At 69.3% G+C, this 25977-nt stretch carries 24 protein-coding genes; 8 read left to right on the plus strand and 16 right to left on the minus strand.

Going from position 1 to position 25977, the window contains the following annotated elements; all coding sequences use genetic code 11:
- Window positions 1–23: 23 nt before the first annotated feature.
- A complete protein-coding gene (locus tag CW359_RS20210; protein ID WP_105971386.1) occupies window positions 24–2948 on the minus strand; it encodes a beta-galactosidase in 2925 nt (974 codons plus the stop codon).
- A 64-nt stretch (window positions 2949–3012) separates the two neighbouring features.
- Between CW359_RS20210 and CW359_RS20215 the strand changes: the two genes are divergently transcribed.
- Together CW359_RS20215 and CW359_RS20220 are read left to right on the plus strand one after the other, a co-directional pair.
- Window positions 3013–3471 carry an RrF2 family transcriptional regulator gene (locus CW359_RS20215; RefSeq protein WP_105971387.1) on the plus strand — a complete coding sequence of 153 codons (459 nt, stop codon included), beginning with the start codon at window positions 3013–3015 and terminating at the stop codon, window positions 3469–3471.
- A gap of 211 nt (window positions 3472–3682) precedes the next feature.
- Window positions 3683–5971 (plus strand): peptidoglycan recognition protein family protein, encoded by a 2289-nt coding sequence (locus CW359_RS20220; RefSeq protein ID WP_198655300.1) that lies wholly within the window; start codon window positions 3683–3685, stop codon window positions 5969–5971.
- 133 nt (window positions 5972–6104) lie between these two features.
- Here CW359_RS20220 and CW359_RS20225 read toward each other — a convergent pair whose 3' ends face one another.
- A complete protein-coding gene (locus tag CW359_RS20225; RefSeq protein WP_105971388.1) occupies window positions 6105–6968 on the minus strand; it encodes an intradiol ring-cleavage dioxygenase in 864 nt (287 codons plus the stop codon).
- Window positions 6969–7261: 293 nt separating this feature from the next.
- Here CW359_RS20225 and CW359_RS20230 point away from each other — a divergent pair, with 293 nt between their 5' ends.
- A complete protein-coding gene (locus CW359_RS20230; protein ID WP_105971389.1) occupies window positions 7262–7903 on the plus strand; it encodes a DUF4360 domain-containing protein in 642 nt (213 codons plus the stop codon).
- Window positions 7904–8090: 187 nt separating this feature from the next.
- Here CW359_RS20230 and CW359_RS20235 read toward each other — a convergent pair whose 3' ends face one another.
- From CW359_RS20235 to CW359_RS20250, 4 genes are all read right to left on the minus strand, one after another.
- Window positions 8091–8861 (minus strand): intradiol ring-cleavage dioxygenase, encoded by a 771-nt coding sequence (locus tag CW359_RS20235; protein WP_105971572.1) that lies wholly within the window; start codon window positions 8859–8861, stop codon window positions 8091–8093.
- A 114-nt stretch (window positions 8862–8975) separates the two neighbouring features.
- Window positions 8976–9875, minus strand: a complete 900-nt coding sequence (locus CW359_RS20240; protein WP_105971390.1) for a hypothetical protein — start codon at window positions 9873–9875, stop codon at window positions 8976–8978.
- 71 nt (window positions 9876–9946) lie between these two features.
- Window positions 9947–10189: a DUF397 domain-containing protein gene (locus tag CW359_RS20245; protein ID WP_105971391.1), complete on the minus strand. Its 243-nt coding sequence runs from the start codon at window positions 10187–10189 to the stop codon at window positions 9947–9949.
- The gene (locus tag CW359_RS20250; RefSeq protein WP_105971392.1) at window positions 10186–11025 is read right to left on the minus strand and encodes a helix-turn-helix domain-containing protein; all 840 of its coding nucleotides are present in this window, start codon (window positions 11023–11025) and stop codon (window positions 10186–10188) included. Before CW359_RS20250 ends, CW359_RS20245 begins: the two co-directional genes overlap by 4 nt.
- Before the next feature lie 159 nt (window positions 11026–11184).
- Here CW359_RS20250 and CW359_RS20255 point away from each other — a divergent pair, with 159 nt between their 5' ends.
- On the plus strand, window positions 11185–11658 hold the full coding sequence (locus tag CW359_RS20255; RefSeq protein ID WP_105971393.1) for an ATP-binding protein: 474 nt from the start codon (window positions 11185–11187) through the stop codon (window positions 11656–11658).
- Between the two features lie 58 nt (window positions 11659–11716).
- On the opposite strand, the gene CW359_RS20260 is transcribed toward CW359_RS20255, so the two are convergent.
- Window positions 11717–12328 (minus strand): SMI1/KNR4 family protein, encoded by a 612-nt coding sequence (locus CW359_RS20260; RefSeq protein WP_105971394.1) that lies wholly within the window; start codon window positions 12326–12328, stop codon window positions 11717–11719.
- A gap of 37 nt (window positions 12329–12365) precedes the next feature.
- Complete coding sequence (locus CW359_RS20265) at window positions 12366–13346, minus strand: winged helix-turn-helix domain-containing protein (RefSeq protein ID WP_105971395.1); 981 nt, start codon at window positions 13344–13346, stop codon at window positions 12366–12368.
- Window positions 13347–13475: 129 nt separating this feature from the next.
- Here CW359_RS20265 and CW359_RS20270 point away from each other — a divergent pair, with 129 nt between their 5' ends.
- Genes CW359_RS20270 through CW359_RS20280 form a run of 3 tightly spaced genes read left to right on the plus strand, consistent with a single transcriptional unit; the run spans window position 13476 to window position 15546 of the window.
- Complete coding sequence (locus CW359_RS20270) at window positions 13476–14828, plus strand: MFS transporter (protein WP_105971396.1); 1353 nt, start codon at window positions 13476–13478, stop codon at window positions 14826–14828.
- 56 nt (window positions 14829–14884) lie between these two features.
- On the plus strand, window positions 14885–15127 hold the full coding sequence (locus tag CW359_RS20275; protein WP_105971397.1) for a type II toxin-antitoxin system VapB family antitoxin: 243 nt from the start codon (window positions 14885–14887) through the stop codon (window positions 15125–15127).
- Window positions 15127–15546 (plus strand): PIN domain nuclease, encoded by a 420-nt coding sequence (locus CW359_RS20280; protein ID WP_105971398.1) that lies wholly within the window; start codon window positions 15127–15129, stop codon window positions 15544–15546. The genes CW359_RS20275 and CW359_RS20280 overlap by 1 nt, the downstream gene beginning before the upstream one ends.
- A 54-nt stretch (window positions 15547–15600) precedes the next feature.
- Here CW359_RS20280 and CW359_RS20285 read toward each other — a convergent pair whose 3' ends face one another.
- Together CW359_RS20285 and CW359_RS20290 are read right to left on the minus strand one after the other, a co-directional pair.
- A complete protein-coding gene (locus CW359_RS20285; protein ID WP_105971399.1) occupies window positions 15601–15894 on the minus strand; it encodes a hypothetical protein in 294 nt (97 codons plus the stop codon).
- The gene (locus tag CW359_RS20290) at window positions 15891–16469 is read right to left on the minus strand and encodes a TetR/AcrR family transcriptional regulator (RefSeq protein WP_105971574.1); all 579 of its coding nucleotides are present in this window, start codon (window positions 16467–16469) and stop codon (window positions 15891–15893) included. Before CW359_RS20290 ends, CW359_RS20285 begins: the two co-directional genes overlap by 4 nt.
- 112 nt (window positions 16470–16581) lie before the next feature.
- On the opposite strand from CW359_RS20290, the gene CW359_RS20295 reads away from it, so the two are divergent.
- The gene (locus tag CW359_RS20295; protein WP_105971575.1) at window positions 16582–17922 is read left to right on the plus strand and encodes a DUF3500 domain-containing protein; all 1341 of its coding nucleotides are present in this window, start codon (window positions 16582–16584) and stop codon (window positions 17920–17922) included.
- A gap of 30 nt (window positions 17923–17952) precedes the next feature.
- On the opposite strand, the gene CW359_RS20300 is transcribed toward CW359_RS20295, so the two are convergent.
- The 6 genes from CW359_RS20300 to CW359_RS20325 all read right to left on the minus strand — a co-directional run bounded on the left by CW359_RS20300 (window position 17953) and on the right by CW359_RS20325 (window position 25965).
- Window positions 17953–19599, minus strand: coding sequence for a pyridoxal phosphate-dependent aminotransferase (locus CW359_RS20300; RefSeq protein WP_105971400.1), 1647 nt, complete (start codon window positions 19597–19599; stop codon window positions 17953–17955).
- A gap of 200 nt (window positions 19600–19799) precedes the next feature.
- The gene (locus CW359_RS20305; RefSeq protein ID WP_332874987.1) at window positions 19800–20906 is read right to left on the minus strand and encodes an aldose epimerase family protein; all 1107 of its coding nucleotides are present in this window, start codon (window positions 20904–20906) and stop codon (window positions 19800–19802) included.
- Window positions 20907–20927: 21 nt separating this feature from the next.
- The gene (mmsB, locus tag CW359_RS20310; protein WP_105971402.1) at window positions 20928–22169 is read right to left on the minus strand and encodes a multiple monosaccharide ABC transporter permease; all 1242 of its coding nucleotides are present in this window, start codon (window positions 22167–22169) and stop codon (window positions 20928–20930) included.
- The gene (mmsA, locus tag CW359_RS20315) at window positions 22166–23716 is read right to left on the minus strand and encodes a multiple monosaccharide ABC transporter ATP-binding protein (RefSeq protein ID WP_105971576.1); all 1551 of its coding nucleotides are present in this window, start codon (window positions 23714–23716) and stop codon (window positions 22166–22168) included. The genes mmsB and mmsA overlap by 4 nt, the downstream gene beginning before the upstream one ends.
- A 32-nt stretch (window positions 23717–23748) precedes the next feature.
- Window positions 23749–24861, minus strand: coding sequence for a multiple monosaccharide ABC transporter substrate-binding protein (chvE, locus tag CW359_RS20320; RefSeq protein WP_408647501.1), 1113 nt, complete (start codon window positions 24859–24861; stop codon window positions 23749–23751).
- A 135-nt stretch (window positions 24862–24996) separates the two neighbouring features.
- The gene (locus tag CW359_RS20325; RefSeq protein ID WP_105971405.1) at window positions 24997–25965 is read right to left on the minus strand and encodes a glycosyltransferase family protein; all 969 of its coding nucleotides are present in this window, start codon (window positions 25963–25965) and stop codon (window positions 24997–24999) included.
- Window positions 25966–25977: the final 12 nt, after the last annotated feature.

Here is a 25977-nt window from a genome sequence, read left to right on the forward strand (position 1 = left end):
ACTGGGCTGGCCCGTACGGCGGTTCAGCGGCCGGGGGAGGGCACCACCGTCACCGGAACTCCCCCGGCCGAGCTGCCCGTCAGCGTCAGGCGTACGTCCCCCGGTCCCGACTCCGTCGTCCCGTCCGAAAGCACCGCCAGGGCAAGGGTGTTGGTGCCCCGGGTGCGCAGGATGCCGTTGGGGAGGGCGAAGGTGTGCTGGGGGCCCACGTCGTTGATGTACTGGCCCATGTTCCAGCCGTTCAGGAAGAGTTGGACGCGGTACGCGCGCGCCGGGTCGTCCGTCAGTTCCAGGCCGATCGACGCGTCGACCCCCGGGTCCACGGCGAGCCGGAACCCGGTCCGGTACCAGGTCACTCCTTGCCGCCGCCCCTCGGCGCGCGGCAGGGAGACCGCCTCCCAGCCCTCGTCCGCGTGTCCCGGCAGATGCCAGCCCGACCGTTCCCCGTACAGCCCACCGGTGTTGAGCGGCCCGCGCACCGGATCGGCGGCCGTGTCGCCCTGCAGCCGCCACCGGACGGCGGGCTTCGCGCCCTCGAAGGTCACGGCAGTCAGCCCCCGCGCGACCTTGTGCGTGTCCAGCGACTTCCCGTCCATGTCGTGCTGCATCCGCCGCACCAGCACGGACAGCACATGTCCGCCGCCCTTACGTGCCTCCTCCGGTACGGCGAAGGTGGCCGTAGCCGCCCAACTCCCCTTCCGTACCGTCTTCTTGTCCGGCACCGGCATCCGGTGCGCCCCCAGCGGCACCCCGTCCAGCCAGGCCAGCAGCAGCCCCTGCGTCCCAGTGCTGTAGGAGAGGGACACGGACTCCGCGCCCGTGGCGTCGGTGAGGCGGCCCCGGTACCAGACGTCCCCGTAGTGGAAGCCGTAGTCGTCGGCGAACAGCACGGGCTGCCCGTCGGGTACGGCGGTCGTGCTGAACGTCGAAGTGCGGTCGGCGAGCGTCCACTTGGAGTCGTCGAAGCCGGGCTCGGCCTCGGGGTTCTCCGTACGCCGCCGCCAGCCGCCCAGCGCGGGAAGCGTGACCGCCGGGACCCCCGCCAGCCGCCGCCCGGCCCGCAGACTCCCGGAGCCGGTCGCCGACACCGGCAACACCCCCTGGTTCCAGGTCACTTCACGCGTCCCGCGCGGCGCCCACACCTCCAGGTCGGCCGCCTCGACGGTGTCCCCGGTCAACCGCGCGACCCCGTCCCGCAGTTCGACGGTCCGCACCAGCGACGGCCCGTACACCAGCACCGACCCGGACGGGGTCTCGCGCGGCCACAGCCGTACGGAGGTGTCGTCGTCGGCGAGGAGGAGCAGGAGAGGTGCCTGGACCCCGCCGCCCTCCACCAACACCCTGGTCAGGCCGTCGAGTCGGGCGCTCACCCGGACCAGCCCGGCCGTGTACGAGACCTCCGCGGCGCCCGCCAGTACGGTCACCTTCGGCTCGCTCGCGCACTCCAGCGCCGTCACCGTCGGCTCGCCCGAGCGTCCCGTGAGCACGGCGATGTCCTGGCGCCCGGCGGTCAGCCACAGCATCGGCTGGGCGTTGGAGTACGCCAACTTCCGCCGCCCCAGGGCGATTCCGGCGGCCAGGAGGCGGGCGTCGGCGGCGGGCACGGTGACCGGCAGCGCGGTTCCGGCGACCGGGAGCGTCGAAGTGACCGCCTCCGTCGTGTCGTTGCGCACGACGTACACGTGGGCGTGCGTGTCGGGGTTGGTGAGGTGGTAGACCCTGAGCCGGTTGTCGGCCGCCGACACCTGCCGGGCGGCCCGGTCCAGTTTGGCCAACTCCGGTACCCGGCCCACCAGATGGCCGAACTGGTGCATGGGCACGACCTTCGGGGTGGCCCGGCGGCCCTCGTCGAAGGCGGCGCCGTAGTCGTACGACGTGTACACCTGCGGGGCGGGCAGCCAGCCCCAGCTGGTGCCGCCGTAGGTCATGTAGACGTTGTGCAGGGTGATGCCGTTGGCGAGGTTGGTGAGGTAGAAGCGCCGCTCGTAGGCCGCGTCCCGGGTGCGGGCCGAGCCCGCGTAGCCCGCGCCGTCGAACTCCGCCCCGCCCCACGGATCGAACCAGCCGCCCCCGAACTCCGGGATGAACCCCGGGGTCCCCGGACTCGCCGTCGCCCCGCCCTTCCGGCCGCCGATGCCGAAGTGCCCCCAGTCCGGCGGGAGTTGCTCCGGGTCCGGGTAGCCGTCGAAGCCGTACAGCCAACGGCCGCGCTCGCCACCGGTGTCGAAGGTGCCGGGGGCCCAGTAGCCGTTCCTGCCCAGGTCGTTGTGGAAGAGGGGGACGTCGATGCCGTCGGCGCGGACCTTGGCGTAGAGGTGGGACATGTAGTCGATGCCGGCGCGCTGGGTGACGTACGAGCCGTACTCGTTCTCGATCTGGTAGAGCAGGACCGTGCCGTCGCCCTGCGTGTAGAGGTGCCGGGCGGCGATCTCGTTCACCGCCGTCAGCCATTCGTCGACGTACCGGAGATAGGTGGGGTCGGAGGTGCGGGCCCGGCCCCTTGTCGCGGTCAGCCAGCCGGGGAAGCCGCCCGCGTCGACCTCGGCGTTGATGTAGGGGCCGGGGCGCAGGACGACGTACAGGCCCGTCTCGGCGGCCTGGCGGAGGAACAGGTCCAGGTCGCGGACGCCCGTGAAGTCGTACCTGCCGGGGGCGGGGGAGTGGTAGTTCCAGGCGACGTAGACGCTGACGGCGTTGTAGCCGTGTGCGCGCATCTTCTGGAGGACGTCCAGCCACAGGGACGGGCTGGGCAGCCGGAAGGGGTGCTTTTCGCCCGACCAGAGGACCAGCCGCTCGCCGTCGACGAGGAGGGAGTGGCGGTCGAAGTCGACCGTGTGGCGGCGGCCGGTCGCCGGGCCGCCCGTTCCCGTGCCCGCGCTGGCGCTGAGGGAGAGGCCGAGGGCGGCGGCGCCCGCGGCTGCGGTGAAGGTTCTTCTGCTCAGCACCAACGGGAATCTCCTCGTACACGTGTCCGGTCATTGTCCACACACCGCGACGACCGACAATGACCGCATGAGGATCTCGGCACGGGCGGACTACGCGGTGCGAGCGGTACTGGAGCTGGCCGTCCGGCAGGACGAGGGGCCGGTGAAGGCGGAGACCGTCGCCGCCGCGCAGGTGATTCCGCACAAGTTCCTTGAGGGCATCCTCGGGGATCTGCGGCGCGGCGGGATCGTCGACTCCCGGCGGGGCGGGAACGGGGGGTACCGGCTGGCGCGGGCCGCCGGGGAGATCACCGTCGCGGACGTCGTCCGGGCCGTCGACGGGCCCATCGTGTCGGTGCGCGGCGAACGCCCGACCGGCCTCGCCTACACCGGACCCGCCGAACCCCTGCTGCCGCTGTGGGTCGCGCTGCGCGCCAACGTCCGCAAGGTGCTGGAGGGGGTGACCTTCGCCGATCTGGCGGCGGGGGAGCTGCCCGAGCCGGTACGGGGGCTCGCCGAGGAACCGGCGGCCTGGGAGAACCCGTAGCCGAACCGCCTTTGGAGGAACGGCTCGTTGGGGCTTTAAGACAATCTTTCAGTCTTTCAGGGCAGTTTAGTGTGCTCCATCGGAGCGCTCGTAAACCACCGTGAAGGATGAGGCTCCGAGTTGATTGTTGACGGACACCACTCTCCCGATACCTTGACCCCGGCATGTGCATGTAATGCGTGGGGCTCAAGTGAAGGGTGTGCGTACGGGGATGAGTCTGCTGAGATCGCGTCGAGGGTGGGGCATCGGGGCCGTCGTGGCCGCCGGAGTGTCCGGGGTTCTGATCGTGCAGGGCGTGGGCGGCGGTGGCGCGGACAGCGCGGCCGACGACGGCAAGCCGGGCTCCGGGCCGATCGCGAGCGAGGAGTACGCGGCGGCGCTGAAGGTCGACGCCGACGGCGACTCGGCCACGCTGGCCAAGCGGGACACCAAGCCGTTCAGCATGCTCGGCGTCACCTGGTCCGACCCCAAGGCCAGCATGGCGGGCAAGGTCGAGGTCCGTACGCGTGACGCCGGCACCGACAACTGGTCGTCCTGGCTGGAGCTGGGCACGGACAGCGGACCCGGCGAGGAGGGCGCGACCCGCGCCGGTACCGAGCCCGCGTGGGTCGGCGCGTCCGACGGCGTGGAGGTCCGGGTCGACGGCAAGGAGGCGGCCGAGCTGCCCGCCGGACTGCGCGTCGACATGATCGACCCCGGCACCGGCTCGGTCTCCGACCTGGAACCCGCCGCGTTCGTGGCGGACGAGACCGCGACGCCCGACGCGACGGTGTCGCCCGAGGTGACGGAGTCGGTCTCGCCCACGGCGACGGACGCGGCGTCGTCCTCCGCCACCCCGACCGACGCGGCTTCCTCGTCCTCCGCCACGCCGACCGGGTCGCCGAGCGCCTCCACGGTGACCTCCGCCCCCGCGACGACCTCGGCCCCGGCCTCGCCGTCCGCCTCGGCGAGCAGCGGCCCCGCCGCCCCGACGTCCAGCGCCGCCAAGCCACCGATCACCTCGCGCGCTGGCTGGGGCGCGGACGAAAACCTGAGCCCCGAATCGCCGGACTACCTGGCCAACGGGATCAAGGCGGTGGCCGTCCACCACAGCGCGGGCACGAACGAATACACGTGCGACGAGTCGGCGTCGATCATCCGTGGCATTTACACGTACCACGTGAAGACGAACGGCTGGAAGGACATCGGCTACAACTTCCTGGTCGACAAGTGCGGCACCATCTTCGAGGGCCGCAAGGGCGGGGTCGACAAGGCGGTCCTGGGCGCGCACACCTACGGCTTCAACACCCAGACCACCGGCGTCTCCGTCCTCGGCGACTACAGCAAGGTCGCCCCGCCGACCGCCGTACTGACCTCCGTGGCCCGCGTCGCGGCCTGGAAGCTCGGCCAGTACGGGATCGACCCGACCGGCACGACCACGCTCACCGCGGGCGCCGGCGGTACCAGCGAGTACAACACCCGGACCTGGAAGACGGGCGACCAGCTCAGCTTCCCGACCATCTTCGGCCACGGCGACAGCTACGCCACCGAGTGCCCGGGGGTCAACCTGCACGCCGCGCTGCCCACCATCCGCACCTACGCGGCGGGCCCGGTCACCGGTCTCGCCGTCAAGTCGGTTACGGGCGCCGGTACTTCGGGCACCCGGACGTACACGAAGTCGGCCGCGACGATCAGTTGGGCGGCGACCACGCCCGCCGCGCTGATCGCCAAGTACGAGGTGCTGGTCGACGGCAAGGTGGTCGCGGCCCCGGCCGGTACGGCGACCTCCGCGCCGGTGACCCTGGCGCTCGGCACGCACGCCGTGGCCGTACGGGCCGTCCACATCTCCGGGAAGACGACGACCACCCCCGCCGCGACCGTCGTCGCCGAGACGACCCCGCCGACCTTCACCACGGCGCCGAACCTCGCCCTGGCCACCGGCACGGTGAACACGACGGCCGTCCCGGTCACCCTGAAGTGGAAGGCCACGGACACCGCCGCCCTGAAGGAGGTACGCCTGACGGCCCCGGTCGCCAAGACGTACGGCCCGACGGTGACCAGCGCCGCCCTGACCGCCAAGTCCGGTGCTGCGACCACCTGGTCGATGACCGCCTACGACCAGGCGGGCAACACCAGGGCGGCCTCGGTCGCCGGTACGCCGGTGATCCTCCAGGAGACCTCGGCGACCCGCACCGGCACCTGGACGACGAAGTCGTCGACCAGCTACCTGGGCGGCAAGTCGTACTCGAGCACCGCCAAGAATGCCTCGCTGACCTGGACGTTCACCGGCCGCTCGGCCGCCCTCGCGGTGTCGCGGGCCGCGACGTCCGGTCAGGTCAACGTGTTCGTGGACGGCGTCAAGGCCGCGACGGTGGACCTGAAGTCGGCGACGACGAAGTACCGCGACGCGATCTGGACGAAGACCTGGAGCGCGAGCGCCAAGCACACGGTCAAGATCGTGGTCGTCGGCACGACGGGCCGCCCGGCGGTCACCACGGACGGTCTGGTCTACCTGAAGTGACGTACTGGATCAGCTAGTTGACTGGATTGCCCGAACAGCCTGAGCCCCGTCCTCGCACGGGGCTCAGGCTGTCGGCGTTCCCGGCCCAGCAGATCCGCTACGGTCGCGGACCTTCTGGCGGGCGGGGGGCGGGTCAGTCGCTGTCGACGCCCACGGTGAGGGTGGCCTTGTAGCCGTCCGAGACGCTGGAGCCGAGGGCGGTGAGCGTCAGCAGGCCGGAGGAGGCGCCACCGTCGTCGTAGATGCTGTCGTTGGAGAGGGTGGTCTCCCTGGTGGTGTTCGCGGAGTACGGCGAGGTCGCCTGGATCTCCGTGTTGATGGCCTCGTCGAAGAAGAGCTGACCGGTGTGGATGACCTCGCCGCCGGTGTACGAGGTGTCGGTGAGCGTGACGTCGGTGTGCACCTGCATGTGGACGTGGGTGCAGCGCGAGACGTAGTGCCCGGGCCAGATCGAGGTGATGTTGGCCTGGCCGTTGGCGTCGGTCAGCACACCGCCGCGCAGGAAGGTGCCGTTGTCCGCCTCGGTGTGGCCGTTCTTGCCGACGAAGCCGGAGTACTCGCCGAGCGCGTCGGCGTGCCAGATCTCGACGAGGGCGCCCGCCAGCGGGGCGCAGTCGTTGGCGACGTCGACGACGGTGAAGGTGTACTGGACCTCGAAGCCCTCCTTGTCCTCGCGGATGTCCTCACGGACGAGCGCGCCGTCGAGGGAGTAAGGGCCTTCGGTGACCTCGGCGTTGAGGACGCAGACGCTCGCCGTGGTGGACGTGGAGCTGTCCTCGGTGGTGGTGGAGGAGGAGTCGGACTCCGTGGTCGTCGTGGTCTCGCTGGCGGAGGCGAATCCAGCCACCGCGAGGCCGCCGACCACCGCTGCCGTACCGCCGCCGATCAGGACGCGACGCCGCTTGAGGGTCTTGTCCAGCCGGTGCTTGCCCACGGAAGGGGCGGAGTCGGAGGAGGCTTCGAGGGCGCTGTTCTGGGGGTTCGTGTTCTCTGTCATGTCCCGGAAACTTAGGGGCGCACCTGAGGATTACCTTAAAACCGGGCTATGAATGCCCTGGGGACCTACCGCCCAACTCCATTGGTTTGGTGCGGAGTTGGGGCACACTCCGCGTGGCGTGAGGGCCGCCTGGGTGTCGCGTGATTGGCCGGAGATCGACCTGCCCGGTATCCGCCAGGACACCTATGCTGCGACCGCTCGACCTTCACAGGTATTTCACTGCTCAATCACAGGTTGAGTGCACAGTTCGCGTGATTCTCACCCCCCACGGCACCACCACGAAAGGGAGAAACATGGCTGCTGGCCTGATAGTCGGCGGAGCGATAGCCGCTCTGCTCGCCGCTGCGGTACCGGCGCAGAGCGCCGACGCGTTCGACGACCCGCCCGCCGACAAGATCGTGATCAGAGTCGCCACCGTGAACGGCTCCGGCTGTCCCGCGGGTACGGCCGCGGTCGCCGTCTCCGGCGACAACACTGCCTTCACCGTCACCTACAGCGACTACCTCGCCCAGGCCGGCGGCAACTCCGACCCGACGGCGTTCCGCAAGAACTGCCAGCTCAACCTGCTGGTGCATGTCCCGGCGGGCTTCACGTACGCCATCGCGAGCGTCGACTACCGAGGCTTCGCGGCACTGCAGCGGGGCGCGAGCGCCATCCAGCGGGCCTCGTACTACTTCCAGGGCTCGTCGAGCACGGCGTTCCGCACCCACTCGTACAACGGCCCGCTGAACGACAACTGGCAGGCCACCGACTCCACCGAGTGGGCCCAACTGGTCTGGGCGCCCTGTGGAGTTCAGCGCAACTTCAACATCAACACGGAGCTGCGGGTGAACGCCGGCACCTCGACGGGCACCAGCTTCATGGCGATGGACTCGACGGACGGCGAGATCAACACCATCTACCACCTGGCCTGGCAGCCCTGCCCGGCGAAGTGAGCGATGTGGGCGTAAGAACCGCAGGGGAGTTGTAGACCCGGGCGGCGATACGTTCTCTGGCCGTGGCGGTCGGCCGGTTCGCCGGCCGGCCGCCCGGCTGGTAACCAGGTGACGCGGAGTGCGGGGTGTGGGCATCACGGTCGTGTCCACACCCCGCCTCGAAGGGCTTACGTCGGTGCTGCGGGCGTCAGCTGCTCTCGACACCCACGGTCAGTGTCCCCGCGTACCCCGCCGAGGTCGAACTCCCCAGTGCGGTAAGGGTGAGCAGGCCGGAGGCGGCGCCGCCCTCGTCGTAGATCGAGTCCTGGGCGAGGGTGGTGCGGGTGACGGTGTTGGCCGCGTAGGTCGAGAGTGCGGCGACCTTGGCCGTGATCGTCTCGTCGAAGAACAGCTGGCCGGTGTGGAGTTCCCGGCCGCCGGTGAACGAGCCGTCGGACGTGAGGGTGACGTTCGTGTGGACCTTGAGGTGGATGTGGACGCAGCGGCCCCGGTACCAGCCGGGGTAGACGCTGGTGATGGCGGCGACACCGCTGGAGTTGGTCAGCACGCCGCCGCGCAGGAAGGTGCCGTTGTCCGGTTCGGAGTGGCCGTTGTTGCCGACGAAGCCGGAATACTCGCCGAGGGCGTCGCAGTGCCAGATCTCCACCAGCGCGTTGCTCAGCGGCGCGCAGGTGTCGTCGTCGACGACGGTCAGGGTGAGCTTCAGCGGGATGCCGGTCTTGGTCTCGTGGATGTCGGCGCGGACGAGCTGGCCGTCGAGGTAGTAGGGGCCTTCGGTCATCTCCTTCGTGAGCGTGCAGACGGCCGCGGCGGCGACCGGGGCGGTGGTGTCCGCGGTGGGGGTGGACGATTCGGGTACGGCGGCTGCCACGGCCAGGGTGGCGGCGGTGGCGCCGGTCGCGATCAGTACGGTGCGGCGGCCGATCGCCGTGGGGGGCGTTTCCGAAATCTCTGTCATGAACACGGCAAGATAGAGGTGGTTGCTGTCGATGAGCTGTCGGAGAGCTGGGGATCAGGTAAAGTGACGGGCCGTCAAGTCTCTTGTGAGACAAGGAGATCCGTCCCGGAAGCGTCAGTATTTGAAGGGCACCGGGCGGCCGGTGAACGCGTCCAGGAGGATGCGGTCGCCCAGCGGGCGGTCCAGCTTCACGGTCACCTTCTTGGAGAGCAGTTGGGCGGTGCAGGCGCCCTCCTGGTGGCCCCCGTTGACCGACGCCGACAGCACGACACTGCCGTCCGTCTCCAGGACGTCCACGGCGGGGCCGTCGTCGCAGGCGCCGTGGTGGGCGGCGACGGTGACGGAACGGCCGTCCTCGGAGGCCTCGATGAACTGGTCCAGCTCCCAGAGCCCGTCACGTGTCGTGATTCCGCCCGCGGCCACGCCTATCGGCGGCTTCGGGGCCTTCGACGACTTCAACGCGACCCGCTTGAGCGGCTCGTCGTACCCCTCAAGCGTGAACAGCCAGGCGGGCACGGTCGCCGGGCCCCGGCTGGTGGGGATCGTCATCTCCCCCAACTTGGCTCCGGTGACGGTGAGTTGGGGGTCCTCGGAACTGTCCACGCGGTCCAGGGCGGTGTACGTCTGCCGCGCGTCCAGCAGCGGGAGGGTGAGCGACTTGCCGCCCGCCCACTTCACCTGCCCCTTCTCCGGTGCGGTGGTGGGGAGTTCGCCGCGCAGGACGTAGTTCTCCAGCATGTGGGCGATCTTGTCGTCGTCGCTGTGGAACCCGTCGGCGGGCGAGGGAGCGGCCGGGCCCATCGGGTAGTAGCCGCCGCGCCACACCTCGGCGGCCTCGGAACCGTCCCAGGCGTCGGCGACCTGCTGGGCCCGGCCCGAGCTTTTCGCCGGGGCGGAGGGCTTCGAGACGTTGCTGTCCTCGGACGCCTTGTCGCCGCAGGCGGCTGCCATGGGCAGAACGAGGGTGAGGCTGAGCAGGAACTGGGCGGTGGTGCGGTTGAGGCGCGTGCGCATGGGTTCCCCCGGGTCCGGCGCTGACACTGTCGTGACTGTGACGCGTCGGACCCGGTATGCGTTCGTTCTTCTTACTTGCCGGTGTGTGCGACGAATCCGGCCCAGGTGGTGGGAGAGAGGGCGAGTTGGGGGCCGGTCTTGTCCTTGGAGTCGCGTATGTGGACAGTGCCGGGGCAGGTGGCGACCTCGACGCAGTCGTCGCCGGAGCCGCTGCTGTACGTGGACTTGCGCCAGGAGAGGGCGACTTCAACACAGTCGCCGGAACCGCTGCTGCTATAGCTCGACTTGAACCAGGTCGGCCCACCAGTACTCATAGTTCCCCTCGCATCCGCTCCAACAGGCTCATGGAGTCCTCAAGCGTGAGAGCCTGTGCACGCATCCTGGCATATCGCTGCTGGAGCACGCTGATCACTTTGGCATTGGAGATGAGCTGGCCGGACTCCGGGGCTTCGGTGTAGGCGTACCACTTGTTCTCTGGAGTTTCGAGAAGCTGCAAGGGGCCGTGCAGCCCGGCGTGCGACTTGCACACCAGCGGCATGACTTGGATCTCCACGTTTCGCTGCTGCGCGATCCGCAGTACGTGATCGATGAGGTCCAGTGTGACGTCCACGCCGCCCGTGCAACGACGGAACAGGTGCTCTTCCAGGATGAAGCTGAAGGCGGTGTTCGGGCGCTGCCGGAGCAGTTCCTGACGCTTGGCACGCGCGATCCAGTTGGCCTCGATCTCCTGGTCGCTCAGCGGAGGCAACTCGTCGACGAACAACTGCCGTGCGTACGCCTCTGTTTGCAGCAAGCCCGGAAGCATGCGGCACTCGTAGGTGCACAGGGAGATCGCCTTGGCCTCCAGCAGTGCCCAGCGGCGGAACCATGCCGCCAGACCCGGCTGGCGGTTCAGGAACTCCGCCGCCTTCTTGAGCGCACCCGTGTTGCCGAGGGCGGCGTCGGCCCGCTCGACGAACACCGGGTCCGGCATCCGCCTCCCCAACTCCACGGACGCCACCGTATGTTCGGAGAACTGCACCAGCCGTGCCAGTTCCTTCCTGCTCATCCCCATGTGCTCGCGCAGCGCCTGGACCACTGCTCCGAACGTCCGCAGGCTGTCCGAGATCTCCGGCTCGCCGCCCGTCGTCCCCCACGTACCTTCACCCATCGTCGGTCACCTCTCGCGCACTCGCCCCGCTGCACACTCCCGATCCGTCCATGGTCACGCCCGGTGACCGGTACTGTCCAGTCCGTGACCACGTACGCTGCCCCGGAGTACATGGCCACGACCTGGCGAAGTCCTGTTCCCGCCCGGCACATTGGGCCCATGAGCGCACCTTCAGCCCCTCAACTCCCGGTTACCGTACGTATGTTCAGGCAGCGGCTCAGTGCCACCCCGCGAGGCGCCCGCCTCGCCCGACGCCTCGCCGTGGGCCAGCTGAACGCCTGGCACATCCCGTACGGCTCCGACGCGTCCGAGGCCGTCGCGCTGATCGTCGCCGAGCTGGCGGCGAACGCGGTGACCCACGGACGTGTCCCCGGACGGGACTTCGAGCTGCGGCTCTCGCTCGTCCCGGGCAGCGTGCGCGTCGAGGTCACCGACAGCCGCAGCGGCTCACGTCCGCCGGGGCCGAAGGACGTACAGGCGCCGTTTCCGCTGGCGGAGTCGGGGCGCGGGCTGCTCGTGGTGGACGCGGTGGCGGACCGCTGGGAGGTGCTGGACCGGGAGCCACCCGGGAAGACGGTCCGGGCCGAGGTGGACGTACCGCAGTGGTGGTCGCTGGTGGGGCGGCGGGGGTAGGCGTGGATCCCCCCTCTCCCGTGACCGGCCTGTCACTCCTCTCTGCCACTCCTCTCTGTCACTCCTCGCGCCACCTGAGGGAGCCGTCCACCACCAGCGGGCGCTGAACGTCCCAGTTGCCGCGTTCCGTTCCGTCGGCGAAGGAGCTGAGCAGCTCGCCCAGGGAGAGGGAAGCCGTCGGGTCGGTCTCGTCCGAGCCGACCTCGGTGTACTGCAGCACGCGAGGTCCGGAAGGCCCGAGGGAACCGGACGTCTCCAGGGCGTAGCCGTAGCAGGCGCCCTCGAAGTCCCAGACGACCGGGATCAAGGAGGGCTGCCAGTAGCCCTCGGCCTCCTGTGCGATGTTCAGCAGCCGGGCGCGCGTCGCGACCAGCTCCTCGCAGCCCAGGAGCACCTTGCCGAACGGGAAGATCGCCGAGTCCAGGTGCTTGACGGGCACCACACGCCCGTTGGGGAGAGTCCGCGCGGTGTCCTTCGCGCCGCTGCCGTTGTTCAGCCGCAGCAGCGCCTCCAGTACGTCGGGGACGTCGAACCCCAGCGCCGTACGCAGACCGGCGATGTCCTCGTCCGTCGCCGGACCGCGCAGTGCCCGCGCCGAGACCGGCGCGTTCTCCGTGAGCCAGCGCACGATCCGCCGCCACGCCGACCGGACTTCCTCGGTCCCGTACATTCGACCCTTTCTGGTTGGGCAGTGCCGGACTGATCCCTCAGCCCGTACCGGCGACCAGTGCCTCGCCGAGCGGGGTGCGCCGGTAGAGCACCGAGCGGCCGGACCGGCCGCGGACGAGAAGGCCCGCGTCTCGCAGGATGGCGAGGTGGTCGCCCACCGCGCCGGGGGTCATGGCGAGGCTTCGGGCGAGGTGGCTGGTGCTGGCCGGGGCGTCCAGCGCCAGCAGCAGCCGGGCTCGGGCCCGGCCGACCAGGGCGGTCAGGGCGTCCGGCCGGGGGACGCTCTCCTGTTCGCCCCAGAGGGCGGCGGTGCCGCGGGCACGGTAGACCAGGGTCCTGGGCCAGGGGTCGTCCAGGTGGGCGGCGATGTTCGCGACGAAGACCGAAGGGATCAGCAGGAGCCCGTCACCGGCGAGGCGTACCGCTCCGACGTCGGAGAAGTGGCCGATCTCGATACCGCCGGTCTGCCAGGCGATGCTCGGGTGCAGGCTCTCGATGGCGGTGACCCAGCCGTGTTCGCCGATCACACCCACCCTGTGTACGACATCGCGCTCACAGATCGCGCGCAGTTGCGGCCAGTCCGCGGCGAGCAGCTCGTGCCAGGCCCGGTCCATCGCCTCGGCGATCCGGGCGACGGCGTCCGGCGAGTCCAGCACCGCGCGTACGCGGGGGTCGCGGGCGGTCGGGCCGGTCGCGTTGGTGGCGATCTCGTGGCGGGCCGCTTCCAGCGGGGTGGCCCGGATCGTGGCCAGGTCGTCCGCCCAGGTCTGGTTGAGGCCGCGCGGGGGCGGGGCGACGAAGTTCGGTCCGGACCGGGGGGTGTGCAGGGCGAGGACGACGTCCAGTTCGGTCTCGCGGCGAAGCCGTTCGAAGGCCGGCAGCAGCCGGGTGGCCCAGGCTCGCGGCAGCGGTCTGTCCTGGCCGGCGAGCGAACGCAGCAGGAAGCACAGGTCCATCGTGGGCGACAGGGCGAAGCGGCTGCGCAGCAGGTCCTCGACGGAGACTTCGAAGCGGAGCACCGCGCCATGCTACCGAGGGCCGCCGAGGGCCGCCGAGGGCCACTGAGGGCTATCGAGGGACGTCTGCTCCGATTCGTCCAGCGACGAATCATTGGTGAGCGGCGCGGGCGCACGCCGAGGCTGGGCGTCATGACCCAGACCGTCGGACCCGAACCCGGACCCGGACCCGAACCCGAACCCGAACCCGGACCCGAACCCGGACCCGTGCAGGGCGACCACCGTGCCACCTACCGGGAGGTGCTGGCCGAGCCACGCTTCCGGCTGCTCTTCTCGACCCGCACCGTCGCGATCACCGCGGACGCGCTGCGGATCACCACGTTCTCGGTGCTGGTCTTCTCGGCCACCGGCTCCGCGCTGCTGAGCGCGCTGGCCTTCGGCATCGGCTTCATCCCGCAGCTGTTCGGCTCGCTGCTGCTGGGCTCACTGGCCGACCGGCTGCCGCCCCGCGCGCTCATCACCGGCGGCTACGCCCTGACGTGCGCCGCCGCCCTGCTGCTCGCCCTGGTGCCGATGCCGATCGCGGCAAGCCTCGGTGTCGTCGCGCTGGTCGCCCTCGCCACACCGGTGTTCCACGGCGCGTCGAGCCGACTGGTCGCGGAGTCGCTGGAGGGCGACGCCTACGTACTGGGCCGGTCGCTGAACAACATCGCCGGTGCCGGCGCGCAGTTGTTCGGCCTGGCACTGGGAGGCGCGGCGGTCGCGGCACTCGGCCCGCGCCGGGCACTCGCGGTGAGCGCTGTCCTGTACCTCGGCTGCGCGCTCGCCATCCGCATCAGACTGCCACGGCTGCGACCGGGAGGGTCCGGGGGCGAACCTGGCAGCGCGCGGGGCGACGGCGGGGCCGTCCGGACAAGCCTGCGCGGTACCGGCCTGCTGCTGCGCGGACGCACGGTACGACGACTGATGCTGGCCCAGTGGCTGCCCGTCACGTTCGTGGCGAGCGCGGAGGGCCTCATCGTCGCCTACGCGGGAGAACGCCACTTCGCGCCCGGCTGGTACGCGGTACTGATGGGCTGTCTGCCGGTCGGCATGCTGGTCGGCGACCTACTGGTGGGCCGCCTGCTACGGCCGCCCACCCGGGAGCGACTGGTGGTCCCGTTGGCCGCGCTGATGGGCCTGCCGCTGATCGGCTTCGCCGCCGAGCCCGGAGTGCCCGTCTCGTCGGCTCTGCTGCTGCTCAGCGGCCTCGGCTACGCCTACGGCCTGGGCCTGCAACGCCCCTTCCTGGACGCCCTGCCACAGGACGGCCAGGGCCAGGCCTTCGGCCTGCTCGGCTCCGGCAACATGACACTGCAGGGCGTCGGACCGGTCTGCTTCGGCGCGGTGGCCGCGGGCACGGGAACAGGCGGAGCGATCGCCTTGGCGGGCGGCGCGGCGGCGCTCACCGCCGGGTGGATCCTGACCTGGCACTCGCCGGCCTCTCCGGTTCCCGTCCCGAAGGGAGGGTTGACCCCCGCTGGCGGCGAAACGATATCTCTCTAGGTGTCTACGCGGTATCGTTTTATGTCGGCAACCTCTCTGGAATGGCGGTAAGGACCATGGCGCGGACAGTCATCGACCTCGACGAAGAGATGGTCGCCCAGGCCATGCGCATCTTCGGCACCAAGACGAAGGCGAAGGCCGTGCGCCTGGCCATGGAGGACGCGGTCAAGCGCCATCTGCGCCAGGAGTTCTTCGACGCCATGGACTCGGGCGAACTCGATTTCAGCGAGATCGTCGAGAACACCGGCCCTCGCAACGCCGACGGCTCGCTCAAGCGAACGGGTGGCCGGGCAGCCTGATGCGGGACCGCTATCTGATCGACAAGTCCGCTCTGGCGCGATGGTCGAAACCGCAGGTCAAAGAGGTGCTCAAACCGTTGCACGAGCGCTACCTGCTCGCCGTGTGCCATCCCACCGAATACGAGATGGTGCACTCCGCCCGCACCACCGCAGAGGCCACCCGCATCAGTACCTGGCTCCACGCCTTCGACTACCTGGCCTGTGACGAGAACACTTTCACCCGCGCGCTGGAAACCCAACGCCACGCCCTGAACGCGGGCTTCCATCGGGCCCTGTCCCTGCCCGATCTGCTCATTGCCGCCACGGCGGAACTGCACCGGCGGACGGTCCTTCACTACGACGGCGACTTCGACATGATCGGCGACATCACCGGACAGCCGACCCAATGGGTGGTTCCCCCGGGTTCCGCCGACGGGTGAGGACGCCGCCACCGTCCTGACCGGGTTGGTGTGCGGCTACGGCTACGGCTACAGCTACGGCTGACCGGGGCCCAGGGACACCTCGGCGGAGTACACGGGCTCGGTGTCCGGGGCCGGGGTCGGCTCCGTGAAGCATTCCAGGAGCAACTCGCCCCGCAGGTCTTCCAGTTCGTCGCGCGCCTCCGCGAGGAACCTGGTCGCCCACGCCTCCAGGGACGAGTCGCGCAGGGCGGCGTTCGACACCTGGTTGAACTCCGGCCCGCCCAGCCCCTGCCAGCCGAGCCACTGCTCCTGGGCGACGCGGATGCGGACGCGGTACCAGTACGGCTGCCAGTACGGCTTCCTCATCGCGAGTCCGGGGCGGGGACGGCGTTGTCGACCAGGACGGTCGCGATCGCGGCGGCGGTGGTGAACGCCTCCGTGTCGAGGACCCGGCCGCGGGCCGAGGCGCCGTCCAGGAGCAACGCCAGCTGCTCGCCCAGCTGTTCGGGGTCGGCGGCGCCGGCCTCGCGCGCGGTGTCGGTGAGCCGGGCCGCGAAGGCGATCTTGTAGTCGCGGGCGTACACACGCGCCGGGTGCGCCGGGTCGGGGATCTCGACGGCCGCCGCGATGAACGGACACAGGGGCGCGTGCGCCTCGAACGCGGCGAGGAGCCGTTCGCGAGGTGTGAGGTCGGTGCGGTCGAACACCTCGGGCAGGATCTCCGGATCGAACCGCCGCAGACACTCGGCGACCAGCTCGTCCTTGCCGCCGAAGTGCTGGTAGAGCGTGCGCTTGGACACCGCGGCCACCGCGCAGAGCTGGTCCATGCCGGTGCAGTTGATGCCCTGCTCGCGGAACAACCGCTGTGACGCGCTGACGATCCGCTCACGCGCGCCCCTGCCGCGACGCAGCCCCCGCGGCCCCTTCTCCGACTCGGTCACATGCCCAACGTAGCCCACTGCGGTACGGATCGGTGTGCATAGCTTCCTGCGGAGCCTGATGGGCGAGGGCACCCTTCAGGTTTCCCTCAGCTGGGCCCCTCACCGTGTGTCCATGACAGCACACCGCCCCCGTACTCCCGAAGCCGAGCGCAGCCGCCGCTGGTTCATGAACAAGGCGCTGCTCACCGGCGGAGTCGCCGCCCTGGCGACCATGACCGGCTGTTCCTCCGGTTCCTCCGACTCTTCCGGCACCGCTGGTTCCGCCTCCTACGGCGGGCCGCCGAGCGGTATGCCCTCCGGCGGGCCCGGTGGCGGTGCCCCCGGTGGCGGGGGAGGCATGGGGCCCGGGGCCAGTGAGGTCAAGTACGCCGACTTCACCGGGGTCACCACCGACGGGAAGGTCGTCGACGACCTCTACTCCGTCCACTCCACCGGCGTCTCCACCGACGCCCTCGTCAAGGCCGCGCAGGCGTTCCTCGACGGGCTCTCCAGCGCCCAGCGGAAGTCCTGCGTGTTCGACGTGGACGACGACGAATGGCTGAAGTGGAGCAACGTCGACGGGTACGAGCGCCAGGGCGTCCGGATGGGCGACATCACCGACAAGCAGCGCGACCTCGGGTACGCGCTCCTCGGCACCGCGCTCTCCGCCGACGGGCTCACCCAGACCCGCAACATCATGAAGCTCAACGCGTTCCTCGGCGACTACAGCGGCGGTGGCCGGGACACCCTCACCGAAGGCGCCTACTTCTTCACCTTCATGGGGACCCCCTCCACCAGCAAGCCCTGGGGGTTCCAGTACGAGGGTCACCACGTCGCCATCAACTACTTCGTCCTCGGCGACCAGGTCGTCATGACCCCGACCTTCATGGGCTCCGAGCCGACCTCGGCCACGTACAAGGGCGAGAAGATCACCACCTTCAAGAAGGAGACCACCGCCGGTCTGGCGGCGCTGCGCGCGCTCACCGACGCCCAGCGCAAGAAGGTCATCTCCTCCGAGACCAAAGCCGGCGACAACCTCAAGGCCGGTGCCGGTCAGGACAACCTCAAGCTCGCCTACCAGGGCCTGGCCGCCGCCGAGTTCGGTGACACCGCGCGCGCAAAGCTGCTCGACCTCGTGCGCGTCTACGTCGGCAACATGGCCGACGCGCACGCCGAGGTACGGATGTCCGAGGTGGAGGAACATCTCGACGACACGTACTTCTACTGGATCGGCGAGACCAAGGATTCGTCAGCCTTCTACTACCGCGTGCACAGTCCCGTCGTACTCATCGAGTACGACGCCCAGTCGCCCCTCGCCTACGGCAACAAGTCGTCGAGCGGGAACGGCGGCGGAGGCATGGGCGGGCCCGGTGGTACGCCCACGCAGCAGCACATCCACACCATCGTCCGCACCCCCAACGGGGGCGACTACGGTGTGGATCTGCTCAAGCTCCATCTGCAGAACGACCACTGAGCCCCCAGCCGGCCCCATGGGCCGGTGGGATCAGCTGACCTGGCCCATGCCCGCCGCGTTCGGCCAGCTCTGGGCGGCGGGCCAGCCCGTCGCCGGGGCCGGGGCAAGGCCAGGGCCGGTCGTGCCGCGGACCTGGGCGGCCGTGAGGCCGTTGCGGGCCGGGACGCCGGACGGGGTCGGCTGCTGCTGGCCCATCGGCATCTGGGGCTGCTGCATCTGCATCTGCGGCTGGGGGACCGGCTGCTGCGGCTGCTGCATGGGTGCCTGCATCTGCATCTGCATGCCCGGACCGCCGTAGCTCTGCATGCCCTGGCCGCCGTAACTCTGCGCGGCCATCGCGGCCGGCATCTGCATGGCGGCGGGCATCGGCATCGGGGGTGCCATGCCCGGTATGCCGGTACCGGCTGCCGCGGCGGCTGCGAGCCCCGGCATACCGGTACCGAGGGCCTGAGCGGCTAGGCCCGGCATACCGCCCCCGTTGGTGGCACTGACCAGCCGGTCCACGGCCGCCGTACCCGAGCTGTAGTTGGCCGCTGCGGCCAGCTCGGGGACGGCGGCTCCCCTCCGGGTCCCGTAGAGCACCTGTTCCAGGCCGGACACCAGGCGACGTACGTCCGTCTGGGGGCGCACCACGAGACGTACGAAGCGGCTGGAGGAGCCGATCTTGTTGCCGCACTCGCGGATCAGGATGCGGTGCTCGGTGAGCATCCGGTCCCGGACCACGGTGCCCTCGGCGCCGACGGGAAGGCGCACGAAGAGGAAGTTGCCCTGCGACGGGTAGACCGTCAGACCGGGCAGGGAGGAGAGCTGGCTCGCCATGTCGAGGCGGTCGCGGCGCACCTGCTGGAGGCTCTGCATGTACTCGGCGCCGTGCTCCTTGAGCATGAACACCACGTACTCGGCGAAGGCGTTGAGGTTCCACTTCGGCAGCATGGAGCGGACGCGGCCCGCGAGCGACGGGTTGGCGACCATGTAGCCGAAGCGGATGCCGTGCAGACCGAAGTTCTTGCCGAGGCTGCGCAGGACGATCACGTTGGGGCGGATCATCGCCTCCTGCACGACGCTCGGCTCGGCCTCCGCGTCGGCGAACTCCAGGAACGACTCGTCGATGATGATCAGGTCGAGGTCGGCCATCGCGTCCATGAACTGCACGAGCGCGTGCTTGTGCAGGAAGCCGCCGTCGGGGTTGTTCGGGTTGCAGATGACGGCGACCCGGGTGCCGCGCGCGCGGATGAACTCGGCGTACTGGGCGAGGTCGAGGTTGAAGCCGCTGGACTCCTGGAGCGGGAACATGTCGACCCGCTTGCCGGTCTCCATGGGCTGGTCGGTCCAGCGGCCGAAGGTGGGGACGGGGACGGCGAGGGATTCACGCACCAGCAAGTGGTCGATCCACGTGATGAGTTCGGTCGAGCCGTTGCCCATCGCCACCGCCTGCGGCGGCAGTTGGAGCAGGTTGCACAGCTCGGCCGTGATCGTGTCGGCGCTGCTCGGGTAGTACGTGATGATGTCCCGCAGCCGTGCGGACATGGTGTCCATCATGGCCGGGGTGGGGAAGTACGGGTTGCACGGGATGCAGAAGTCGACCGGACCGGTCCCGTCGCTCTCTCGCGCCAGCGCAGCCATCGAGGGGCTGTGCGCCGCCGTGCTGCGAAAGAGCGAGGTGACGTTGTCGGCCATGGAACCTCCGTGTGTGGCGGACCCGTTGGGGAGGACGGGCCCTCCGACTCTTGGGTGGCCCGCGCGGGGGAGCACGGGCCGCCACTAGATACGGATGCCTGTGGGGCGCTGTTCAACCGCTGTGGTTTTGGTAGGAAATTGTGAAACCCCTGTGAAACCGATGACCATTCTCCGGCATCCGCCACCTCGGTCGACGACGCTCACGTCCCGAATGAGTGGATCGTCGATGTGTGATAGGTCTCACCGGGACGCAGCACCGTGGACGGGAAGTCCGGCCGGTTGGGGGAGTCCGGGAAGTGCTGGGTCTCCAGGCACAGCGCGTCGCCCTGGCGGTGGATCGCGCCGCCGCTCCCGACGAGGGTGCCGTCGAGGAAGTTGCCCGAGTAGAACTGCAGGCCGGGCTCGGTGGTCGCGATCCTCAACGTCCGCCCGGAGACGGGGTCCTTGAGGGTGGCGATGTGCTCGGGCTCGGCCGTGACGCCCTTGTCGAGCACCCAGTTGTGGTCGAACCCCTTGGCGTACAGCAGCTGTTGGTCGGCGGTGCGCAGATCGGCGCCGATCGTCTTCGGCACCCGGAAGTCGAAGGGCGTGCCCGCGACCTCGGCCGGCGCACCGGCGGGGATCAGACCGGCGTCCACGGGGGTGTAGCGGGCGGCGGCGATCTCCAGTTCGTGCCCGAGGACCGAACCGGCGTTCTCGCCCGCCAGGTTCCAGTAGACGTGGTTGGTGAGGTTGACGACCGTGGCCCGGTCGGTCGTCGCCTCGTAGTCGATCCGCCAGTCGCCGTCCCCGGTGAGGGTGTAGGTGACGGTCGTCGTGAGCGTGCCGGGGAAGCCCATCTCGCCGTCGGCGCTGGTGAGTCGGAGGACCAGCCCGACATCCGTACCGCGCTCGAAGGGCTCGACCTCCCACACGGCCTTGTCGAAGCCCGCGCTGCCGCCGTGCAGGCTGTTCTCGCCGTCGTTGACCGACAGTTGGTGGTCCGTGCCGTCCAGGGTGAAGCGGCCCGCGCCGATCCGGTTGCCGTACCGGCCGATCAGCGCGCCGAAGTAGGGGCTCGCCGCGACATAGTCGTCGAGGTCGTCGAAGCCCAGGGAGACATTGGCGTACCGGCCCTCGCGGTCCGGGATCTCCAGGGACTGCACGATCCCGCCGTACGACAGGACCCGCAGCCGGGTGCCGCCGTTCTCCACCGACCAGCGGTGGATCTCCGTACCGTCGGGGAGTTTGCCGAAGAGTTCCTTCACGGTGTTCCCGCCTCCATGACCACGTACAAAGCCGAAGGGTCCCGTGGGCGGACCGCCCACGGGACCCGCGGCACCACGTGCTTACGAACCGACCTTGCGCTTGTTCCACACGTCGAAGCCGACCGCCGCCAGCAGTACCAGGCCCTTGATGACCTGCTGCCAGTCGGTGCCGACGCCGACGAGGTTCATGCCGTTGTTGAGGACACCGAGGACGACACCGCCGATGATCGCGCCGAGGACGGTGCCCACCCCGCCGCTCATCGACGCGCCGCCGATGTACGCGGCGGCGATCGCCTCCAGCTCGAAGTTGAGGCCCGCCTTGGGCGAGGCCGCGTTGAAGCGGGCGGCGAAGACCAGACCGGCCAGCGCGGCCAGCATGCCCATGTTCACGAAGAGCAGGAAGACGACCTTCTTGTCCTTCACGCCGGACAGCTTGGCCGCGGGCAGGTTGCCGCCGATGGCGTACACATGGCGGCCGATGATCGCGTTGCGCATCACGTAGCCGAAGCCGACGACCAGCGCGCCGAGGATCAGCAGGACGATCGGGGCGCCCTTGTAGCTGGCGAGCAGCATCGTGACGGTGAGCACGGCCGCGGCGATCGCGACGAGCTTGAGGACGAACAGGTTCATCGGCGGCACGTCGAGCGCGAACTCCTGCTGCCTGCGCCGGTCGCGGAACTCCTGGAACACCACGAACGCGAGGAGGGCGAAGCCCAGCAGCAGCGTCAGGTTGTGGTAGTTGGTGTCCGGGCCGACCTCGGGCAGGAAGCCGTTGGCGACCTTCTGCAGGCCCTCGGGGAACGGGCCGAGGGTCTGGCCCTTCAGGAAGATCTCGGTCAGCCCGCGGAAGACGAGCATGCCCGCCAGGGTCACGATGAACGACGGGATACCGAGATACGAGATGAAGAAGCCCTGCGCGGCACCGGCGGCGGCGCCCACGGCCAGACACAGCAGGACGGCCAGCGGCCAGGCTATGTCGTTGTCGACCATGAAGACGGCGGCCATCGAGCCGATGAACGCGGTCAGCGAGCCCACGGACAGGTCGATGTGGCCCGCGATGATGATCAGCATCATGCCGATCGCGAGGATCAGGATGTAGCTGTTCTGCAGCACCAGGTTGGAGACGTTGCGCGGCAGCAGCAGGTCGCCGTCGGTCCACACGGCGAACAGCGCCACGATCAGACCCAGGGCGATCAGCATGCCGTACTGCCGCATGTTGCGGCGCAGGCCGTCCAGCACCAGCTGGAGCAGTCCGCCGCCCGCCGCCTCCCCGCTCCTGCCGGGCGCGGGGGCCGGGCTCTTGGCGGTCACATCCGTGCTCATCGCGTTACCTCTTTGTCCTTCGTCATCTGACGCATCAGCGATTCCTGCGTGGCCTCGGCACGCGAGAACTCACCGGTCAGCCGTCCCGCGGCCATCGTGTAGATGCGGTCGCACATCCCGAGCAGCTCCGGCAGCTCGGAGGAGATGAAGACGACCGCCTTGCCCTCGGCCGCCAGCTTGTCGATGACCGTGTAGATCTCGAACTTGGCGCCCACGTCGATCCCGCGGGTCGGCTCGTCCAGGATCAGCACATCCGGACCCGTGAAGATCCACTTGCTGAGGACGACCTTCTGCTGGTTGCCGCCCGACAGCTTGCCGACCGGCTCGAAGACGGTCGGCGCCTTGATGTTCATGGACTTGCGGAAGCCCTCGGAGACCTTCCGCTCCTCGTGCTCGTCGACCACACCGCGCTTGGTGACCTTGCTCAGGGCACTGAGCGAGATGTTGCGGTTGATGGTGTCGATGAGGTTGAGGCCGTAGTGCTTGCGGTCCTCGGTCACATAGGCGATGCCGTGCTTGACCGCCTCGGAGACGGTCTTCGTACGGATCTCCGTGCCGTCCTTGAGGACCGTCCCGTGCGTGTACCGGCCGTAGGTGCGCCCGAAGACGCTCATCGCGAGTTCGGTGCGCCCGGCGCCCATCAGGCCCGCGATACCGACGATCTCCCCGCGCCGCACGGAGATCGACACATCGTCGACCACCTTGCGCTGCTGGTCGATCGGGTGGTGCACGGTCCAGTCGCGGATCTCCAGCGCGGGCGCGGAACCCTCCTGCGCGTCGTGCGGGGTCCGCTCCGGGAAGCGGTGTTCGAGGTCGCGGCCGACCATGCCGCTGATGATCCGGTCCTCGGTGGTCTCCGCGGCCTTCACGTCGAGCGTCTCGATGGTCTGGCCGTCGCGCAGGATCGTCACCGAGTCGGCGACCGTCTCGATCTCGTTCAGCTTGTGCGAAATGATGATCGAGGTGATGCCCTGGTCCTTGAGGCCCAGGATGAGATCCAGGAGCTTGCCGCTGTCCTCGTCGTTCAGGGCGGCCGTCGGCTCGTCCAGGATGAGCAGCTTCACCTTCTTCGACAGCGCCTTGGCGATCTCGACGAGCTGCTGCTTGCCGACACCGATGTCGGCGACCCGCGTCTGCGGGTTCTCGTCCAGACCGACCCGGCGCAGCAGCTCGGCGGCGTGCTTCAGCGTGTCGTTCCAGCTGATGAACCCGCGGGTGGCGTGCTCGTTGCCGAGGAAGATGTTCTCCGCGATGGACATGTACGGCACCAGGGCCAGTTCCTGATGGATGATCACGATGCCGCGGTGCTCACTGGCCCTGATGTCCCTGAAGGAGACGACCTCACCCTCGAAGAGGATGTCCCCCTCGTAGGTGCCGTGCGGATGGACGCCGGAGAGGACCTTCATCAAGGTCGACTTGCCGGCGCCGTTCTCCCCGCAGATGGCATGGACCTCGCCCTGACGGACCGTCAGGTTGACGTCCGACAGCGCTTTGACGCCGGGAAAGGTCTTGACGATCGAGCGCATTTCCAGGACGGGTCCCGCCATGGTCGTGCCTTCCAATCTCTGGAGTGCGGGGGTTACTTGAGGTCGCTTTCCTTGATGTAACCCGAGTCGACGACGACCGTCTGGTAGTTCGTCTTGTCCACGCTCACCGGGGTGAGCAGGTAGGCCGGGACGACCTTCGAACCGTTGTCGTACGTCTTGGTGTCGTTGGTCTCCGGCGTCTTGCCGGTGAGCGCAGCGTCCACCATGTTCGAGGCCACCTTGGCGAGTTCGCGGGTGTCCTTGTAGACGGTCATCGACTGCTCGTCGGCGATGATCGACTTCACCGAGGCGACCTCGGCGTCCTGGCCGGTGACGATCGGCAGCGGCTTGCTCTTGGAGCCGTAGTCGTCCGACTTCAGCGCGGACAGGATGCCGATGGAGATGCCGTCGTACGGCGAGAGCACCGCGTCGACCCGGGACGACTTGTAGGCCGCGGTCAGGATGTCGTCCATGCGCTTCTGCGCGGTGCCGCCGTCCCAGCGCAGCGTGGTGACCTGGGTCAGCGCGGTCTGGCCGGAGCCGACGACGAGCTGCTTCTTGTCGATGTAGGGCTGCAGGATGTTCATCGCGCCCTGGAAGAAGTACTTCGTGTTGTTGTCGTCGTTCGAGCCGGCGAACAGCTCGATGTTGAACGGGCCCTTCTTCGAGCCGTCCGCGAGACCGAGCTTCTCGACGATGTACGTGCCCTGCAGCTCGCCGACCTTCTCGTTGTCGAAGGACGCGTAGTAGTCGACGTTCTTCGTGCCGAGGATCAGGCGGTCGTAGGAGATGACCGGGATCTTGGCGTCGGCGGCCTGCTGGAGCACGTTGTTCAGCGACTTGTTGTCGATGGCCGCGACGATCAGGGCCTTCACACCCTGCGTGATCAGGTTCTCGATCTGCGAGACCTGCTGGTCGGGGTCGTCCTCGCCGTAGACCAGCTGGGTCTTGTAGCCCTTGGACTCGAGGTCCTTGACCACGTTGGCGCCGTCGGCGATCCAGCGCTCCGAGGACTTGGTCGGCATCGCGATGCCGATGGTGCCGCCCTTGGCGTCGTCCGACGTCGACTCGCTGCCACCCTCGCTGCTCTGGCCGCAGGCCGTGAGGGAGAGGGCGAGGACGGCGGAGGAGGCTATGGCGGAGAGAGCGGCTCTGCGAGTACGCATGATCATCATCCTTGATGTCTTGAGGCGTGGGGCTTGTCCGGTCCCGCTCCGGCGAGGGTAAGAGGAGACCAAGAGAAGTCGTGTCGGAGTCTGTTCGACTGCGTCGCGTTTTGTGAAGGGGCGTTGTCCGTAACGTTATGCAGGCGTTTCGAACCGCTTCAGATCGCCGGGCAGTCGCGAGCCGAGCGGCGCCATGTCGCCGTCCGCCCCGTGCCGCGCGAGCAGGTCCAGGGCGAGCCGGCCGCGCCGCACCCGCTCCTTGGCCGTGGCCAGCGTCAGGTCGCGCATGTGGTTGCCGTAGGGGTAGATCCCGGGAGCCTTCGACAGACCGAACTTGAGGTAGAGCGGGGCGCCGCGCCGGATCAGCTCGGCGACCTCGTACATCCGGATGTAGCCGCCCAGATCGTCCGGCGCCTCGATGTACATGTCCATCGGAGCGCCCGACACCCGCCGGATCTCCGTGAGGTGATCGAGCGTCAGGTCGCTCGGCACGTTGATCGAGTCGCCGCCGAGGTTCTCGTACACGGCGTACGCGGTCGGGTTGACCGGACCGATCAGCGCCGACACCTTGAGCGTCGTGTCGGCCGGGATGATTCCGGCGACGCGCGCCCGGTGCAGGGTCCACAGCACACCCTCGTCGGCGACGAGCAGGCACTTGACGCCCAGCTCCGTCGCCCGCACGGCGTCCTCGACACACCCGGCGACCGCGTCGGCGCCCCGGGCGCGCAGCCCGCCGCCCTTGGAGTCGGTCCGGGTGGAGCCGCCGATGTCCCAGGTGCCGCGCGGACCGGTGAACAGGCACAGCTCGATGTCCCGCTCGGCCGTCGCCTCCACCATCTCGGTGATCTCGGCGTCGGTCAGCATCCAGATGCCGCTGCCCTGGCTGACCCGGTGGATCGGCACATCGAGCCGCGAGGACTCCTTGAGGACGACCCCGAGCGCCTCGGGCCCCTCCACGGAGGGCACCTCGGTACGCCAGCGACCGCCGCCGGGGAAGGTGTGCGGGGAGGAGTCCGCGGGGTCGAGGGCGGGCGCGTCCAGGCCGAGCGCGGCGAGCGCCTGCTCTCCCGGGCGGCGGGCTGCGGAGGCGGTGGTGTCGGTCACAATCTGTCCTTC

Source organism: Streptomyces geranii (assembly GCF_002954775.1).
Lineage (GTDB): Bacteria > Actinomycetota > Actinomycetes > Streptomycetales > Streptomycetaceae > Streptomyces > Streptomyces geranii.

Coding starts and splice junctions, on each gene's coding strand:
- CW359_RS20215 (WP_105971387.1), top strand. CDS start 3,013: ATGAGGATCTCGGCACGGGCGGACTACGCGGTGCGAGCGGTACTGGAG.
- CW359_RS20220 (WP_198655300.1), top strand. CDS start 3,683: ATGAGTCTGCTGAGATCGCGTCGAGGGTGGGGCATCGGGGCCGTCGTG.
- CW359_RS20225 (WP_105971388.1), bottom strand. CDS start 6,968: ATGACAGAGAACACGAACCCCCAGAACAGCGCCCTCGAAGCCTCCTCC.
- CW359_RS20230 (WP_105971389.1), top strand. CDS start 7,262: ATGGCTGCTGGCCTGATAGTCGGCGGAGCGATAGCCGCTCTGCTCGCC.
- CW359_RS20235 (WP_105971572.1), bottom strand. CDS start 8,861: ATGACAGAGATTTCGGAAACGCCCCCCACGGCGATCGGCCGCCGCACC.
- CW359_RS20240 (WP_105971390.1), bottom strand. CDS start 9,875: ATGCGCACGCGCCTCAACCGCACCACCGCCCAGTTCCTGCTCAGCCTC.
- CW359_RS20245 (WP_105971391.1), bottom strand. CDS start 10,189: ATGAGTACTGGTGGGCCGACCTGGTTCAAGTCGAGCTATAGCAGCAGC.
- CW359_RS20250 (WP_105971392.1), bottom strand. CDS start 11,025: ATGGGTGAAGGTACGTGGGGGACGACGGGCGGCGAGCCGGAGATCTCG.
- CW359_RS20255 (WP_105971393.1), top strand. CDS start 11,185: ATGAGCGCACCTTCAGCCCCTCAACTCCCGGTTACCGTACGTATGTTC.
- CW359_RS20260 (WP_105971394.1), bottom strand. CDS start 12,328: ATGTACGGGACCGAGGAAGTCCGGTCGGCGTGGCGGCGGATCGTGCGC.
- CW359_RS20270 (WP_105971396.1), top strand. CDS start 13,476: ATGACCCAGACCGTCGGACCCGAACCCGGACCCGGACCCGAACCCGAA.
- CW359_RS20275 (WP_105971397.1), top strand. CDS start 14,885: ATGGCGCGGACAGTCATCGACCTCGACGAAGAGATGGTCGCCCAGGCC.
- CW359_RS20280 (WP_105971398.1), top strand. CDS start 15,127: ATGCGGGACCGCTATCTGATCGACAAGTCCGCTCTGGCGCGATGGTCG.
- CW359_RS20285 (WP_105971399.1), bottom strand. CDS start 15,894: ATGAGGAAGCCGTACTGGCAGCCGTACTGGTACCGCGTCCGCATCCGC.
- CW359_RS20295 (WP_105971575.1), top strand. CDS start 16,582: ATGACAGCACACCGCCCCCGTACTCCCGAAGCCGAGCGCAGCCGCCGC.
- CW359_RS20300 (WP_105971400.1), bottom strand. CDS start 19,599: ATGGCCGACAACGTCACCTCGCTCTTTCGCAGCACGGCGGCGCACAGC.
- mmsB (WP_105971402.1), bottom strand. CDS start 22,169: ATGAGCACGGATGTGACCGCCAAGAGCCCGGCCCCCGCGCCCGGCAGG.
- mmsA (WP_105971576.1), bottom strand. CDS start 23,716: ATGGCGGGACCCGTCCTGGAAATGCGCTCGATCGTCAAGACCTTTCCC.
- chvE (WP_408647501.1), bottom strand. CDS start 24,861: ATGCGTACTCGCAGAGCCGCTCTCTCCGCCATAGCCTCCTCCGCCGTC.